Genomic DNA, 15664 nt, shown 5'->3' with positions numbered 1-15664 from the left:
GCTTCTTCACCTCTATCTAATCTCAACAACTTTGCTATCTTTTATAATAATTGTTTTACTTTCTTTTATCTTTTCCCAATCATCGCCGATTTTTACCTCTACTAAGGCATCCAGTTCCGTTTCAACGAGTTCGCTCCCTAAAGGAAGCTTTTCTAATTGCGTCAGCTGAAAGTTCAACACTTCAATTTTTTCAAGGCGAGCGGATTTTTCTTTTTCAAATTGACTATGTAATAAAGAAGAACCTTTATTGGCTTTTTCCATGTGCTTTAACTGAAATTTCAGCTGTTCCATTTCCTTTTCAAGCGCCTGCTTGCGGTTTATAAAACGATTTTCAAGATCTTGTTTGCTTGCTTCAGTTAACACTTGTTTCACAACCACTTTTTGAATAATGTTCAAAACGTTCCCTCCGCCCTCAAGATAGTGACCTTGTGCTTTTTACATGCATATTGAAATAGCTGCTTCTTGCTCGCAAAAGACTTACTGTGATCAAAACGTTCATCTTATCATAACATAAAAAAAGGGGGAGGTTATCCCTCTCCCTTTTTGATTACTCTTGAATTTTCACATACACTTTTTTACCTTGCTGTGATGCTGCTGCATTCACAACAGTTCGAATCGCTTTTGCAACGCGGCCTTGTTTGCCGATTACTTTGCCGACATCTTCTTGGTGAACAGTAAGGATGTACGTCACTTGACGTTCATCTTCTTGTTCCTCCACTTTAACATCAGCTGGATAATCAACAAGCGGCTTTACAATTGTTTCGATTAGTGATGTCATCTCGAGTGAAATTATTTTCCTAATTTAGCATTATGGAATTTTTCCATGATGCCTTCGTTAGAGAAAAGGTTACGAACTGTATCAGATGGTTTAGCACCATTTTGTAACCATTTAAGAGCTAGCTCTTCATCGATTTTAACTTCAGCTGGTTGAACTACAGGATTGTAAGTTCCAACTACTTCGATGTAACGTCCATCACGTGGTGAACGAGAGTCTGCTGCTACGATACGATAGAAAGGAGATTTTTTAGCTCCCATACGTTTTAAACGAATTTTTACTGCCATTTTATAAAGCACCTCCGAATATGTTTCAACAAGATAATATAATATCAAATAGGTAAAATGTTTGTAAAGGTTTTTTTCTTAACACTAGAAAAATATTTTATTTTCTTTGGTTTTTTCAGTTCAAATCAAGCATTTTATCATGAAAAGAATGGAAGTTTCATACCCTTTTTCTTGCCTTTTGACATATTTGTCATTTGTTTCATCATTTTTTTCATGTCTTCAAATTGTTTAAGCAAACGATTGACTTCTTGTACAGAACGTCCGCTTCCTTTTGCAATACGCTTTCTTCGACTTGAATTAATGATTTCAGGGTTTGTTTTTTCCGCTTTCGTCATCGAACGAATAATTGCTTCTACATGATTAATTTGCTTTTCATCAACCTGCAGGTTTTTGAGCCCCTTTACTTTATTGGCGCCCGGAAGCATACCAATTAGCTCATCAAGCGGTCCCATTTGACGCACCTGAGCAAGTTGATCTAAAAAGTCATCAAATGTAAATGACTGCGTGCGCAGCTTAGCTTCAAGCTCTTTTGCCTTTTCAGCATCTACATTTGCCTGAGCCTTTTCGATAAGCGTCAGCACATCACCCATACCTAAGATACGGGAAGCCATACGCTCTGGGTGGAATGCTTCAATAGCATCCATCTTTTCTCCAAGACCGACAAACTTAATTGGTGTATCAGTTACTGCACGAATAGAAAGCGCTGCACCACCGCGCGTATCGCCGTCTAGTTTCGTTAATACAACGCCAGTTAATCCTAATTGCTTATTAAAGCTATCCGCAACGTTTACTGCATCTTGACCCGTCATCGCATCGACAACAAGGAAAATTTCGTCTGGGTTAGAAAGCTCTTTGATCTGTTCTAACTCCTCCATTAGATTTTCATCAACATGCAAACGTCCCGCTGTATCAATTAATACATAATCGTGATGCTCTTCTTTCGCATGAGCAATAGCTTGTTTCGCAATCTCCACAGGACTTACTTGATCACCTAATGAAAAAACAGACATGCTAAGCTGTTTCCCTAGTGTTTCAAGCTGTTTAATAGCTGCCGGACGATAAATATCTGCTGCTACAAGCAATGGATTACGGTTATATTTTTTACGTAATAAATTGGCAAGTTTACCAGTTGTTGTTGTTTTACCTGCACCTTGAAGTCCAACCATCATAATTACAGTTGGAGGTTTTGGAGCTACTGCAATCTTGCTTTGCTCTCCGCCCATAAGTGCAGTTAATTCTTCTTGTACAACCTTAATAACTTGCTGTCCAGGCGTTAAGCTCTTAAGAACGTCTTGACCTACAGCACGTTCGCTTACGCGCTTAACAAAGTCTTTTACTACTTTAAAGTTTACATCGGCTTCTAAAAGGGCAAGTCTAACTTCACGCATCATTTCTTTAACATCAGCTTCGTTAACTTTTCCTTTTCCTTTTAACTTTTGCAGTGTGCTTTGCAAACGGTCGGCTAATCCTTCAAATGCCATATACGCCGCCCCCTAATCTAATTTCTCGAGCGAATCAAGAAGAGAAGAAAGCTTACTGTTCTTGTGTAAGTCGGCTGCAAGTTCGTCTTTCAGTTGTTGAACAATTGATTGACGCTCTTGAAACCGTTGAAATAACAATAGCTTTTCCTCATATTGTTCAAGCATTTGCTCTGTACGTTTTATATTATCATAAACTGCTTGACGACTCACATCAAATTCTTCCGCTATTTCACCGAGGGAATAATCATCCAAGTAATAAAGTGACATATAACTTCTTTGTTTGGGCGTCAACAGCGCCTGATAGAAGTCAAATAAGTAATTCATTCTTGTTGTTTTCTCGAGCATATGCACGCTCTTTTCAACCATCTGACCGCCCCCTTGTTAAGTGAAAAGCCTTTACATGTTATTAGTTTAACTAGGCGAAGTTTGAATGTCAAGTTTTTTCCTTAACACCTCACATTTTTCCACTTAAAAGAGATGGAAACATAACTAAATTACTTCAATTTAAAGACGACTAAATATGAAACCTGCGTCCACCCTACTAATAAAAAGATCCGAACGATTAATCGTTCGGATCTTCCTTCAACGAAGATACTTTTATCCCAGCCTCTTTTTAGATTACGCCTCTTTTTCTGTTTCTTCTTCTACAGCATTGGCAAATAACCCATAGATATATTGCTCCGTGTCAAACGGCTGAAGGTCGTCTACTTTTTCTCCAAGTCCAACGAATTTAACAGGAAGCTTCAGTTCGTTTCGAATGGCAAGAACAATCCCGCCTTTAGCCGTACCATCTAGTTTTGTTAACACAATTCCAGTCACGTTCGTTGCTTCTGAGAATGTTTTAGCCTGACTTAAAGCGTTTTGACCCGTCGTCGCATCAAGTACGAGAAGCACTTCATGCGGAGCACCAGGAATTTCTCGCTCAATAACACGCTTTACTTTCTCTAATTCTTTCATTAAATTCACTTTGTTTTGAAGGCGACCTGCTGTATCACATAATAAAACATCTGCTTTTCGAGCCTTGGCTGACTGAACAGCGTCATACATGACAGCGGCAGGGTCAGAGCCTGCAGATTGCTTAATAACATCAACACCAACGCGTTCTCCCCATACTTCTAACTGCTCAATCGCACCGGCACGGAACGTATCTCCTGCCGCCATTACGACTTTTTTGCCTTCTTGTTTGAATTTATGTGCAATTTTCCCAATTGTTGTTGTTTTCCCAACGCCGTTTACCCCTACAAACAAAATAACCGTTAAATCATTTTGCTGCATATTTAATTCACCAATCTGCTCTTCACCAGATTCATAAATATCAATTAATTTCTCAGAGATGACAGCCTGTACATCTTGAGGGTCCTTAATATTACGGCGTTTCACTTCCGATTTTAAGTCATCAATTAAATCCAACACGGTAGCCACGCCGACATCAGCGCTAATTAAAATTTCCTCTAATTCCTCAAAAAACTCTTCGTCTACTTGACGATAGCGAGACACTAGATCATTCACACGTTCCGAAAAAGAATTGCGTGTTTTTGATAGTCCATCTTTAAATTTTTGTGTAACAGAATCCGTTTGCATTGTAATTTTTTCTTTTAATTTCTTAAAAAAGCTCATTCGTACCACCCTTTCATTCTATGAGTTAAACATATTGCTTTGATTCTTCTAAACGAACAGAGACTAATTTCGATACGCCAGATTCTTGCATTGTCACACCGTACAGTACGTCAGCTTCTTCCATTGTACCTTTTCGGTGAGTAATAACAATGAACTGTGTTTGATTACTAAATTTGCGTAGATACGTAGCGAAGCGATGAACGTTCGCTTCATCAAGCGCCGCTTCCACTTCATCTAGCACACAAAACGGCACCGGACGTACTTTCAAAATAGAAAACAGGAGGGCAATGGCTGTTAACGAACGCTCGCCGCCTGACAGCAACCCTAGATTCTGCAGTTTTTTCCCAGGAGGCTGGGCAACAATTTCCACTCCTGTATTTAATAAATCTTTCGGATCTGTTAATTTCAAATCCGCTTTTCCTCCTCCGAATAGTGAAGAGAACACTGTGCCAAATTCATTGCGGATACGAGAGAACGTATCAGAAAAACGTTTCTTCATTTCCTCGTCCATTTCTTCAATCACTTGATACAGGGTATTTTTCGCTTCGTCGAGGTCAGCTCGCTGCGTATTTAAAAATTCATAGCGTTCTGAAACGCGTTCGTATTGTTCGATAGAACCTAAGTTTACGGTTCCTAATTCATCAATTGCCAGCTTAATGAGCTTGATTTTTTTCCTTGCTTCTTGAATATCTAATGTTAAAGGATACTTTTCTTTTGCTGCTTCAAAGCTAATTTCGTACTCTTCTGTCAGCTGCTGGAGACGGCTGTCTAGCTCTACGTCAATTCGATTGATTTTGACTTCTTCATCTTTTAAAGCATCCGTAATTTGTTTGTACTGACGCTGGAGCTCTTTTACAACCCTTTCTTCGTCTTCAAGCTTATTCTGGGCTTTCAACCGCTCTGATCTGCAGTCATCCATTAATTGTAACGTTTCTGTCTTTTCTTTTATTCGCTCATGCGCCGCTTCTTCGAGCTGAAGTTCACCCGAGTCGTTGCTTGTGATTTCACTCGTTAAAAGAGAAAGATCATCTGTAGCTTCAGACAAACGCTGAATGGTTTGATCAAGCTCAAAGCACACTCTTTCGTATTTTTCTTGCTGATTTGTGAGGAACTGTTCTTTTTTCGCAAGAAGCACTTTTACTTCTGTAAGCTCATGTTGAACCGTTTCTTTAGACGTTTGCTGTGTATGCTTGCGTGCAGCTAACTCTTCAATGTTTTTCTCTAATACATTTGCCTGCTGCTGATTTCCCTGCAAACTCGTATGCAGCTCATCAATTCGAGCGGACAAGCTTGTTTGATCTTGTCTAAAGCTAGCAATATCATGATCATACATGGTTAAGCGGTCATTCACTGCTTTTTCTTCGATGTCAATTTGCTTTACTTCTCGGTCAGATTCCTGCTCTTTGTCTTTCAAGCGTTCCACAAATGCCTGCTGTTTATTAATTTCCTGTTGAAGCTCTTCAATCTGTGACTTTTTATCTTTCACATCTTGCTCGAGCACAAGCGTCTTTTGTTCCATCTCTTCTATTTTTGCCGTAATGGCTTCCACTTCACGCTGACGGCCTAACAAAGAGTTGGACTTTTGCTTCATTGAACCGCCTGTCATCGAACCACCGGGGTTGACCACATCCCCTTTAACGGTCACAAAACGATAGCGATGCTGCACAAGGCGGGCAAGTTCATTCGCGCCTTTTAAATCATTGACAACAATAACGGTTCCAAGCAAATTTTTAATAACTCGGTCGTAAGTAGCTTCGTATTTAACAAGAGATGAAGCGATTCCTACATACGCTTCGTGACTCTCTAGCATAGAAATAGTTTGAGCCGGAACATAACGGTCTTTTACAGACGTCAGTGGTAAAAATGTAGCTCTTCCGTAACCGTTTTGTTTCAAAAAGCCAATTGCCTGACGGGCACTTTGTTCGTCTTGAACGACAATGTGCTGAGCTGCTCCTCCAAGCGCAATTTCAAGCGCTGTTTCATACTCTTTTGGGACATTAATTAGCTCAGCAATGGCACCTTTAATACCTGCAAGCTTCCCATCACGCGCTTTTAGTACTTCTTTTACACCGTGAAAATAACCTTCATAGTCTTCTTGCATCTCTTCAAGCATTTCTTTTCGTGATTTTGTCTGTTGCACGTACTGATAAGCTTGATAAAGCGTAGACTCTTGTTTACGATAGGCTTGCCTTAATGACTCAAGCTTCTCTTCTTGCTGCTTATACACTTGTACAGCCTGCTGAAGCTCTTGACGAAACTGAGCGAGCCTTTTGATCGCCGCTTCTTTTCGCTGCGTTAATTCACGGCGCTGTTGGACGTATTGCTCGTTGGATTTTGTTAAGCGCTGCTCTTTTTCAAACGTTTGCATTTTTTGCTGCTCTAAAAATGAAATTTCATTTCGAGCGGATGTTTGAGCGTTCGCTAATTCAAAATATTCGCTTTTCATCTGTTCAAGTTTTTCTTCTAGATTCTCACTGTACTGCCTGAACAACTGTTCCTGCTCAGTAAGCTTCAGACGTATCTCTTGCACTTCTTTTTGAGATTGCTCAAGATCTTTTCCTTCGCTGTCTTTTGCTTTACTTAACTCTTGATGCTTATGAGTATACTCTTTTACTAAACGTTCCAGCTGCTCTTTATTTTGAAAAGCATTTTTCTTACGCTCTTTTAATACTTCTTTTTTGCCTTCTAGCTTTTCTACTTCTTCACTTACATATAGTAGTTTTTTATGTAAAGAGTCTAGCTGTTCATCAATTTGCTGAATATGCGAACGAAGGGTCTGGATTTCTCCTTCACGCGTGCGAATATTCGTCGCGAGAGATTCTTCAAGCTGCTCGTGCTGAGCCATTTCAGCTTTTAATTTTTCCCATTTCTGATGAAGATCTTCAACTTCAAATACCGTAACAGCCACATCAATGTGCTCTAATTCTTCTTTTTTCTGCAAATAATCTTTTGCAATAGACGATTGAATCTGTAAAGGCTCTAACTGACCTTCAATTTCATGAAGAATATCTACTACTCGATTTAAATTTTCTTGCGTTTCGAGAAGCCGAAGCTCCGCTTTTCGTTTACGCGTTTTGTATTTTAATACACCTGCTGCTTCTTCAAAAATTTTACGGCGCTCGTCAGATTTACTGCTTAGTACTTCTTCTACTTTTCCTTGACTGATAATCGAAAAAGCTTCTCTTCCAAGTCCTGAGTCCATAAATAAATCGACAATATCTTTTAAACGGCACGGCTGGTTGTTAATAAAAAATTCACTGTCTCCTGAGCGGTACACGCGCCTTGTGATACTAACTTCATGATAATCAAGCGGGAGAAACTGGTCATCATTTTCCAAAGTCAGCGTTACGTCAGCCACGTTTACCGCACGGCGTGATTCGCTTCCTGCAAAAATAATGTCCTCCATTTTCCCTCCACGAAGCGATTTGGCTGACTGTTCTCCAAGCACCCAGCGTATAGCATCCGTAATGTTGCTTTTTCCGCTCCCATTCGGTCCTACTACCGCTGTTACACCTGGCACAAAATCTATCGATACTTTTTCTGCAAACGATTTGAACCCTGCAATATCTAATCGTTTGAGGAACATAGAAATCCCCCCTCACACATGTAATCTTTTCATAGCAAATCCCCCTTTATAACGAATGCGTTAAGAGGGGGATCATTTTATTTCGTTTGACTTGCTCTAATTTTCGTAATAGCTACTTGAGCTGCTTTTTGCTCTGCTTCTTTTTTCGAACGGCCTATACCAACGCCGAGCTCTTCACCATTTAACGATACGCGAGATAAGAATTCGCGATTATGCGCTGGACCTTTTTCTTGCAAAACTTTGTATTCTAATTGTCCAACTCCATCACGTTGAATCACTTCTTGAAGCTGGCTTTTGAAATCCATCACATGAGAAAAAGCACCTTCATTAATTTTTGGAAAGACAACTTTTTTTAGAATTGTTACTACCGTATCAAGCCCTTGGTCTAAATAAAGAGCTCCGATAAATGCTTCAAACACATCGGCCAGTAAAGCCGGTCTAGATCGGCCGCCCGTCATCTCTTCACCTTTTCCAAGTAACACTAGTTTACCAAAATCCATTTCATTTGCAAAAGTAACAAGCGACGGTTCACACACAACTGCTGCACGAAGCTTCGTTAACTCACCTTCACTCATCGTTGGATACTTTTTAAATAAAAATTGTGATACGGTTAGCTCTAATACGGCATCTCCTAAAAACTCAAGACGCTCGTTGTCTTCATACGGTCTTCTGCGATGCTCATTCACATAGGATGAATGTGTAAATGCTTGAAAAAGAAGCGCTTCATTTGTAAACTGAATACCAATTTCCTTTTGAAACTCGGCAAAATTTTGCTTGAATTTCACGTTCATCTTTCGATCTCGATTTGAATATTGTTTAGGCATAAAATACCTCCGCTTACCTGCTTCAATTGTTTCGTAGTTTTTCCCTACCATCTCTCATTATAAAACGAGGTATCCTAAAAGATACACTACCTTTTCAAAAAAAAGAGGTCTTTTTTTGAAATTCTTAAAAAGAAGAGAAAGCCCCGCTGTTTAACGGGGCTTTTCATACATATACTACAGATTAAATTTGGCTCTGTATGTAATTAACTGCATCTCCTACAGTTGAAATTTTTTCAGCTTCTTCGTCAGAAATTTCAATATCGAATTCCTCTTCAAGCTCCATTACAAATTCAACTACGTCTAGAGAGTCAGCACCTAAGTCTTCTTTGAAACTAGATTCTAGTTTCACTTCACTTTTGTCTACACCAAGACGATCAACAATGATTGTTGTTACGCGTTCTAGTACCTCTGCCATTGTTCTTCACCTCCCCTCAAGTCATTATAGATGATTTCCATCTAAAATACTATGGTTGAATAATAAAGTTTATCGGTCGCCTAGTAAACGTCCCTTTGTACTTTATCACCAAATTGCACTTTTCGTAAAGTGCCTTTTTTACATCACCATTCCGCCGTCAACGTGAATCGTTTGACCCGTAATATAACGGCTTGCATCTGATGCTAAAAACGCAACTGCGTTCGCAACATCCTCAGGCTGGCCAAAGCTTGCAAGAGGAATTTGCTTTAACATTTCCGCCTGAACTTCTTCATTCAATTTATCCGTCATGTCTGTTGCAATGAAACCTGGAGCAACTGCATTCACTGTAATATTGCGGCTTGCTAATTCTTTGGCAGTTGTTTTTGTTAAACCAATCACGCCTGATTTTGCTGCTACATAATTTGCTTGTCCAGCATTACCGCTGACGCCGACAATTGATGAAATGTTAATGATGCGTCCTGCGCGCTGCTTCATCATTTGACGAGTAACCGCTTTTGTACACAAAAACACGCCTTTTAAGTTTGTATTAATAACATCATCCCATTCGTCTTCTTTCATACGCATAAGAAGATTATCACGTGTGATGCCCGCATTGTTTACTAAAATATCTACTGAACCAAATGTAGAAATCGCTTCTTTTATCATTGCTTGTACAGAATCACTTTCTGCCACATTTGCTTGTACAGCAATTGCATCCGTTCCTAGTCCTTTAATTTCATCCACAACTTCAAGAGCTTTCGCTTCGCTTCCAGAATAGTTTACAACTACTTTAGCACCAAGCTTTCCCAGCTCAATTGCAACGGCACGACCAATTCCGCGAGAAGCGCCTGTTACAACTGCAACTTTCCCTTGTAACATGTTATTCTCCCCCTTTTAGTGCGTCAATCGTTGATTTTAATGATGTAAGATCATTAACAGCGTAAACAGCCGCACGGCGATTTACTTTTTTCACAAGACCTGATAATACTTTTCCTGGTCCAATTTCAACAAATGTATCTACACCTTCTGCAAGAAGTGTCTCAACTGTTTCTTCCCATCTCACTGGAGAATACAGTTGTTCCACTAGCTTGTTTTGAATATCTTGACTGTCAGTAACCGGCTTTGCTGTTACGTTTGCTATGACTGGAACTTTCGCATCGCTAAAGCCCACTGTTTCTAGCGTATCACGTAATTTTTCAGCAGCTGGCTTCATTAAACTAGAGTGAAACGGACCGCTTACCACTAGAGGAATCACGCGTTTTGCACCTTTTTCTTTGGCAAGAGCTCCTGCTTTTTCTACGCCATTTACCGTACCTGAAATAACAATTTGACCCGGACAGTTAATATTTGCAAGCTGAACAGCGTCGCCTTCGTTTGTAATTTGAGCGGTAACGGCTTCTAGATCTTCCGCAGACATGCCAAGCACTGCTGCCATTGTACCTTGACCTGCTGGTATAGCTTCGTCCATATAGCGACCTCTTTTGTGAACAGCCACAACAGCATCTTTAAACGATAAAACCTCAGCAGCCACAAGCGCACTGTATTCTCCTAGACTGTGACCCGCAACAAAATCGGGTGTAATTCCGCTCGTTTTAAACGCTTCAAGCAGCATTGTACTCGTTGTTAAAAGAGCAGGTTGAGCGTGATAAGTTAAAGTCAATTCTTCTTGAGTGCCTTCAAAAATAATGTTTGAAAGACTGAACCCTAAAGCTTCGTCAGCTGTATGAATCAGCTTTTTTGCTTCCTCTGTTTCATCATATAAATCTTTTCCCATACCAACAGTTTGTGACCCTTGGCCTGGAAAGATAAAAGCAATTTTCCCCATTTCTTATCTCTCCTTTTCTTCATTAGCAGTTTGTTCGATTGCTTTTTGAATAGTGGAAGACACATTGTTTTCCACCATATTCACAGCTTGCTTAATCGCGCTAAATACTGCATTCGCATCCGACGAACCGTGCGCTTTGATAACAGGCGCATGCAATCCAAACAGCCCTGCTCCTCCATATTCACTGTAATCCATTTTCGCTTTTAAACCCTGCAGCTGAGGCTTGAGTACCGCTGCGGCTAACTTGCTTTTTAACGTGCTCATTAATTCTTGTTTAATCATTGAAAACAAGGAAAGCGCCGTTCCCTCAATGCTCTTAAGAGTCATATTTCCTGTAAAACCATCTGTTACAACCACATCGGCTACGCCGTTTAGCAAATCACGAGATTCCACGTTGCCTACAAAATTGAGATCAGCGTTTTTTAGTAGCTGAAAAGCTTGTTTGGTTAAGTCATTTCCTTTTTTATCTTCAGTTCCAATGTTCAACAGTCCCACTCTAGGAGCTTGAATGCCGCGTACTTTTTCGGCATACACCGACCCCATCACAGCGTACTGGAGCAAATGTTCAGGCTTGGCATCAACGTTTGCACCAACGTCTAGCATTAAAAAGCCTTTTCCATCTAGTGTCGGAAGCGTCGGAGCAAGTGCTGGACGTTCAATGCCTTTGATGCGACCTACAATAAAAAGTCCCGCTGTCATTAACGCACCTGTGTTTCCTGCTGAAATACAAGCATCAGCACGACCTTCGGCTACTTCATTTGCCATTAATACCATAGATGCTTGTTTTTTACGGCGCACAGCTCGCACTGGCTCATCAGTTGCATCAATGGTTTCTTCTGTATGAATAATTGAAATACGATCTGAATTTGTTAAATGCTTTTTTATTTCTGATTCGTTTCCAATTAACGTAATATGTAATTCTTTAAATTGAGCAGTAGCTTTTTCTACACCTTCAATAATGGCTTTCGGTGCATGATCTCCGCCCATTGCATCAATAGCTAGTTTCATGTTGCGTCTCATCCTTTTTATTATTTATCCTTTGTAGAACGATACATTTTAAAAGTGCCAGAGAACACTTGCTCTTGCCCTACATAGCTGTTTACCTCAACGGTGGTTCGCACTTCACTAGTTGACAGAACTTTCGCTTTTGCTATCACTCGTTCATGAAGCTTAACAGGGCGATGATAACGGATCGACGCATCTGCTGTGAGCGCTAGTTCGTTGTTAATAACAGCGACAGCTAACGAATTAGCTTGCGCAAAAAGGTGGTGACCACGAGCGATTTGATTACGCTGAAACACATGCTCTGTTTTCACATCAAAAATAGATATCGCTGATTGATCTAGTTCAATATCGATAACTTCTCCAATGACTTCTTCAATCGGAAGCGAACGCACTTCCTCGTCTAGTTGTTTTGAAGCTACATGCTTAATACGTTCTCGCAGTTCAGGAATCGACAACTCTAGGCGGTCTAATCGAATTGTTTGAACGCTCACTGAAAAACGGTCTGCTAGTTCTTCATCCGTAATAAATGGGTTTTCTTCAATTGTCGTTTTTAATAGCTGCTGTCTTTCTTTTTTACTGCGCTTCATTGTCCACCATCCGAACTTTTAATACTAGGTACTAATAGCAGTATATAATCATTGCCTTCTAATTGCAACATTTTTCACATGCTGTATTCTGTGCATCACACTATAGATATTCATGACTATTAACAGCCGCTAAAAGTATCTACATACATGAAACCGACGTTCACCCTACCAATGAAAAAATCCGAACGAGTTGGATTCTTCGTCAAGAATCTCGATTCATCGTTCGGATTTCCCTTCAACTAAACTACTTTCAGCCTCTTTTACTAATCAAATTTTTCTCCAGTTAATACGCCCGTTGCTTCTAATTGTATTCTCAGCAGCGCAAACTGCTCTTCTGTCCAAAAACTGTCGGAATTTACAAGCTTAGCAGCATCTTCTCTGGCTACTTCAAGCGCACGGTAATCGTGCACCATATCCGCTACTTTAAACTCAGGCATCCCGCTTTGTTTTCTACCAAAGAAATCACCAGGCCCACGAAGCTCTAAGTCTCTTTCTGATAATACAAATCCATCGTTTGTTTCCGTCATAATGGTCATTCGTTCTTTTCCAACTTCTGATTTCGGATCCGCGAGTAGAATACAATATGACTGTGCATCTCCTCGTCCTACGCGTCCTCTTAGCTGATGAAGCTGAGATAACCCAAAGCGCTCTGCATCATAAATGACCATTACGGTTGCATTCGGAACGTTCACTCCTACTTCTACAACCGTTGTTGATACTAAAATCTGCACGTCATTTACGCTAAACTGTTTCATCACTTCTTCTTTTTCATCAGGTGACAATCTTCCGTGCATGAGACCAACGCTTGCTTTTCCATTAAAATAGTGAGTGAGTGTTGCATGCACATCAATGGCATTTTGAACATCCAGCTTGTCCGATTCTTCAATCAACGGACAAATAACGTAAGCTTGTCTGCCATCATGTATTTCTTTTTCAACGAAATGTAAAATACGTTCAAGCATATCATGTTTTACCCAGTACGTTTCAATAGCCTTACGTCCTGCTGGCATTTCATCGATAATGGACACATCCATTTCTCCAAACACCGTAATAGCAAGGGTTCTTGGAATAGGAGTCGCCGTCATAAACAGTACATCCGGACTTTCTCCTTTTTCACGTAAAACCCGGCGCTGTCCAACTCCAAAGCGGTGCTGTTCATCCGTAATGACGAGCCCTAAACTATTATATATAACTTCGTCTTGAATTAAGGCATGTGTACCTACTAATACATGAACATCTCCGTCTCTCACTCGCTGAAGCAGCTCTCTTCTTGCTTTTCCTTTAACAGACCCTGTTAGCAATCCTACGCTGATGCCTACCTTTTCAAGCATCGCAGTTAATGACTCTGCATGCTGTTCAGCTAAAATTTCAGTCGGTACCATTAAAGCACCTTGATGTCCCGCTAAAACAGTGGCGTATAAAGCAACCGCTGCTACGACTGTTTTACCTGACCCTACATCACCTTGCAGCAAGCGATTCATGCGATAAGGCGATTTCATATCGTGCGTAATTTCGTTTACTACACGTTTTTGAGCGCTTGTTAACGGAAACGGCAGCAAGTTCGTGAAGTTTACCAGCTCAGTTGAATCAAATGCTTGCTTCATTCCAGGCGTTTCTTCTCTTTCGCGCTTTCTCAGCGCCTGCATTTTTAATTGAAAAAGTAGAAATTCTTCATAGACAAATCGACGTCTCGCTTGTTTTAAATCTTCATGATCACGAGGTAAGTGAATACTTCTAACCGCTTCTTCACGCGTTACTAGTTTGTACCTAGAACGAATAGAGGCCGGGAGCATATCCTGAATGCTGCTGCCATAATTCTTCAACGCAAGAGAGACGAACTTCCGCATTCCTTTGACCGTTAAGCTGCCTTTAACTGAGTAAACAGGCTCAATCGTTTGATTTTTAACAAACGGAGAAAATTGAAGCTCCTGCAAGTTAATCGTTTGCCGATGCTGATCCCATTTCCCTGTAACCGTAACAGTTTGATCGATTTCTAACTTTGATTTATAGTAAGGGCGATTAAAACAAGTAACCGTAATCAAATAGCGGTTTACTAGCAGCCGAAACGTAAGGCGCGAACGTTTTTTGCCGTAATACGTAAGCGAGGGGACGCTGTGAACCTTTCCTTCTACGGTGACCTTTTCGTCGTGCTTTGCTTCAGCCAAATCTTTTAACTCATAATCTTCATAGCGGTATGGGAAATGTTCTAACAAGTCATGCACACTGTGAATATGCATATCCTCTAATGCTTGTGCTGTTTCATCTCCAATACCTTTAATGGTTTTGATTGAAATAGTTGTTAGTTCATTCACTTTTATTTAATGCAATACCAAAGATCTTCGCTTCAAGCTCGCGACCTGTTGGTGTTGCCGCTAAGCCTCCTTGTGCAGTTTCTCGTAATGCAACCGGCATTGTTTGACCAATTTTATACATAGCATCAATGACTTCATCACATGGAATACGACTTGTAATGCCTGCTAAGGCCATATCTGCTGCAATCATTGCATTCGCCGCTCCCATTGCGTTTCGTTTCACACATGGAACTTCTACTAGCCCCGCTACTGGGTCACATACTAATCCTAGCATATTTTTGAGAGTAATTGCCATTGCTTCAGCTGCCTGACTAGGTGTACCTCCTGCCATTTCAACGATCGCTGCAGCTGCCATACCTGAAGCTGAACCAACTTCTGCTTGACATCCGCCTGCTGCTCCTGAAATAGACGCATTATTGGCTACAACAAACCCAAAAGCACCTGATGTAAATAAAAATTCAATCATTTCTTTACGAGTGGGATTTAGCTTATGTTGCACTGCAAACAGCGTTCCTGGCACTACCCCTGCAGATCCAGCAGTAGGCGTTGCACAGATTGTACCCATTGCCGCATTTACTTCGTTTGTCGCTACAGCTTTGCTAACTGCATCTAAAATTAAATTTCCAGATAAAGATTTTCCGCTTTGAATATAGTTTTGAAGCAGCACTGCATCCCCGCCTGTTAAACCTGTAACAGACTGTACCCCTTTTAAACCGCGTTCAACCGCTTCTTCCATAACCGTTAAGTTCCGGTCCATTTTTTCCATGATTTCTTCACGAGTAACTCCCGTGATATCTATTTCCTGTTGAATCATAATCTCTGCAATTTTCACATTTTGACTTTCTGCTAATTCTACTAGTTCTGCTACATTTCGAAACATAGTAACCTCCGCTATTATTCTGTCTTATTTTCACTTTAGAACCATATATAATTATTCGATTTATTCTCCC

At 40.4% G+C, this 15664-nt stretch carries 15 protein-coding genes; all 15 read right to left on the bottom strand.

Annotated elements, in window-relative coordinates; genetic code table 11:
- Nucleotides 1-12: 12 nt before the first annotated feature.
- Nucleotides 13-396, bottom strand: coding sequence for a YlqD family protein (locus ACRPLQ_RS01535; protein WP_013058897.1), 384 nt, complete (start codon nucleotides 394-396; stop codon nucleotides 13-15).
- Nucleotides 397-547: 151 nt separating this feature from the next.
- Nucleotides 548-778, bottom strand: a complete 231-nt coding sequence (locus tag ACRPLQ_RS01530; RefSeq protein WP_013058898.1) for a KH domain-containing protein — start codon at nucleotides 776-778, stop codon at nucleotides 548-550.
- Between the two features lie 11 nt (nucleotides 779-789).
- Nucleotides 790-1062 carry a 30S ribosomal protein S16 gene (gene rpsP / locus ACRPLQ_RS01525; protein WP_013058899.1) on the bottom strand — a complete coding sequence of 91 codons (273 nt, stop codon included), beginning with the start codon at nucleotides 1060-1062 and terminating at the stop codon, nucleotides 790-792.
- A 137-nt stretch (nucleotides 1063-1199) separates the two neighbouring features.
- On the bottom strand, nucleotides 1200-2543 hold the full coding sequence (gene ffh / locus ACRPLQ_RS01520; RefSeq protein ID WP_432235638.1) for a signal recognition particle protein: 1344 nt from the start codon (nucleotides 2541-2543) through the stop codon (nucleotides 1200-1202).
- A gap of 12 nt (nucleotides 2544-2555) precedes the next feature.
- Entirely contained in the window at nucleotides 2556-2888 is a 333-nt protein-coding gene (locus tag ACRPLQ_RS01515) for a putative DNA-binding protein (RefSeq protein ID WP_025750337.1), read from the bottom strand.
- A 273-nt stretch (nucleotides 2889-3161) separates the two neighbouring features.
- Nucleotides 3162-4160, bottom strand: coding sequence for a signal recognition particle-docking protein FtsY (gene ftsY, locus ACRPLQ_RS01510; RefSeq protein ID WP_013058902.1), 999 nt, complete (start codon nucleotides 4158-4160; stop codon nucleotides 3162-3164).
- 25 nt (nucleotides 4161-4185) lie between these two features.
- Nucleotides 4186-7746, bottom strand: coding sequence for a chromosome segregation protein SMC (smc, locus tag ACRPLQ_RS01505; RefSeq protein WP_165635186.1), 3561 nt, complete (start codon nucleotides 7744-7746; stop codon nucleotides 4186-4188).
- Between the two features lie 77 nt (nucleotides 7747-7823).
- Entirely contained in the window at nucleotides 7824-8570 is a 747-nt protein-coding gene (gene rnc, locus ACRPLQ_RS01500; RefSeq protein WP_165635185.1) for a ribonuclease III, read from the bottom strand.
- Between the two features lie 181 nt (nucleotides 8571-8751).
- Entirely contained in the window at nucleotides 8752-8985 is a 234-nt protein-coding gene (acpP, locus tag ACRPLQ_RS01495) for an acyl carrier protein (RefSeq protein ID WP_013058905.1), read from the bottom strand.
- A 138-nt stretch (nucleotides 8986-9123) separates the two neighbouring features.
- Nucleotides 9124-9864, bottom strand: coding sequence for a 3-oxoacyl-[acyl-carrier-protein] reductase (gene fabG, locus ACRPLQ_RS01490; RefSeq protein ID WP_013058906.1), 741 nt, complete (start codon nucleotides 9862-9864; stop codon nucleotides 9124-9126).
- 1 nt (nucleotide 9865) lies between these two features.
- Nucleotides 9866-10810: an ACP S-malonyltransferase gene (gene fabD, locus ACRPLQ_RS01485; RefSeq protein ID WP_432235637.1), complete on the bottom strand. Its 945-nt coding sequence runs from the start codon at nucleotides 10808-10810 to the stop codon at nucleotides 9866-9868.
- Nucleotides 10811-10813: 3 nt separating this feature from the next.
- Complete coding sequence (gene plsX / locus ACRPLQ_RS01480) at nucleotides 10814-11818, bottom strand: phosphate acyltransferase PlsX (RefSeq protein WP_028411446.1); 1005 nt, start codon at nucleotides 11816-11818, stop codon at nucleotides 10814-10816.
- A gap of 20 nt (nucleotides 11819-11838) precedes the next feature.
- On the bottom strand, nucleotides 11839-12402 hold the full coding sequence (gene fapR, locus ACRPLQ_RS01475) for a transcription factor FapR (protein WP_013058909.1): 564 nt from the start codon (nucleotides 12400-12402) through the stop codon (nucleotides 11839-11841).
- Between the two features lie 263 nt (nucleotides 12403-12665).
- A complete protein-coding gene (recG, locus tag ACRPLQ_RS01470; protein WP_033579773.1) occupies nucleotides 12666-14714 on the bottom strand; it encodes an ATP-dependent DNA helicase RecG in 2049 nt (682 codons plus the stop codon).
- Nucleotides 14707-15594, bottom strand: coding sequence for an L-serine ammonia-lyase, iron-sulfur-dependent, subunit alpha (sdaAA, locus tag ACRPLQ_RS01465; RefSeq protein ID WP_013084817.1), 888 nt, complete (start codon nucleotides 15592-15594; stop codon nucleotides 14707-14709). Before sdaAA ends, recG begins: the two co-directional genes overlap by 8 nt.
- Nucleotides 15595-15664 lie beyond the last annotated feature (70 nt).

Source organism: Priestia sp. TRN 1309 (genome assembly GCF_050846875.1).
Classification (GTDB): Bacteria; Bacillota; Bacilli; order Bacillales; family Bacillaceae_H; genus Priestia; species Priestia zanthoxyli.
This window is presented reverse-complemented; position numbering and strand designations above follow the sequence as displayed.

What these genes read in the sequence shown, in the direction of transcription:
- ACRPLQ_RS01530 (WP_013058898.1), bottom strand. Translation starts at nt 778, where the DNA reads ATGACATCACTAATCGAAACAATTGTAAAGCCGCTTGTTGATTATCCA.
- rpsP (WP_013058899.1), bottom strand. Translation starts at nt 1,062, where the DNA reads ATGGCAGTAAAAATTCGTTTAAAACGTATGGGAGCTAAAAAATCTCCT.
- ffh (WP_432235638.1), bottom strand. Translation starts at nt 2,543, where the DNA reads ATGGCATTTGAAGGATTAGCCGACCGTTTGCAAAGCACACTGCAAAAG.
- ACRPLQ_RS01515 (WP_025750337.1), bottom strand. Translation starts at nt 2,888, where the DNA reads ATGCTCGAGAAAACAACAAGAATGAATTACTTATTTGACTTCTATCAG.
- ftsY (WP_013058902.1), bottom strand. Translation starts at nt 4,160, where the DNA reads ATGAGCTTTTTTAAGAAATTAAAAGAAAAAATTACAATGCAAACGGAT.
- smc (WP_165635186.1), bottom strand. Translation starts at nt 7,746, where the DNA reads ATGTTCCTCAAACGATTAGATATTGCAGGGTTCAAATCGTTTGCAGAA.
- rnc (WP_165635185.1), bottom strand. Translation starts at nt 8,570, where the DNA reads ATGCCTAAACAATATTCAAATCGAGATCGAAAGATGAACGTGAAATTC.
- acpP (WP_013058905.1), bottom strand. Translation starts at nt 8,985, where the DNA reads ATGGCAGAGGTACTAGAACGCGTAACAACAATCATTGTTGATCGTCTT.
- fabG (WP_013058906.1), bottom strand. Translation starts at nt 9,864, where the DNA reads ATGTTACAAGGGAAAGTTGCAGTTGTAACAGGCGCTTCTCGCGGAATT.
- fabD (WP_432235637.1), bottom strand. Translation starts at nt 10,810, where the DNA reads ATGGGGAAAATTGCTTTTATCTTTCCAGGCCAAGGGTCACAAACTGTT.
- plsX (WP_028411446.1), bottom strand. Translation starts at nt 11,818, where the DNA reads ATGAAACTAGCTATTGATGCAATGGGCGGAGATCATGCACCGAAAGCC.
- fapR (WP_013058909.1), bottom strand. Translation starts at nt 12,402, where the DNA reads ATGAAGCGCAGTAAAAAAGAAAGACAGCAGCTATTAAAAACGACAATT.
- sdaAA (WP_013084817.1), bottom strand. Translation starts at nt 15,594, where the DNA reads ATGTTTCGAAATGTAGCAGAACTAGTAGAATTAGCAGAAAGTCAAAAT.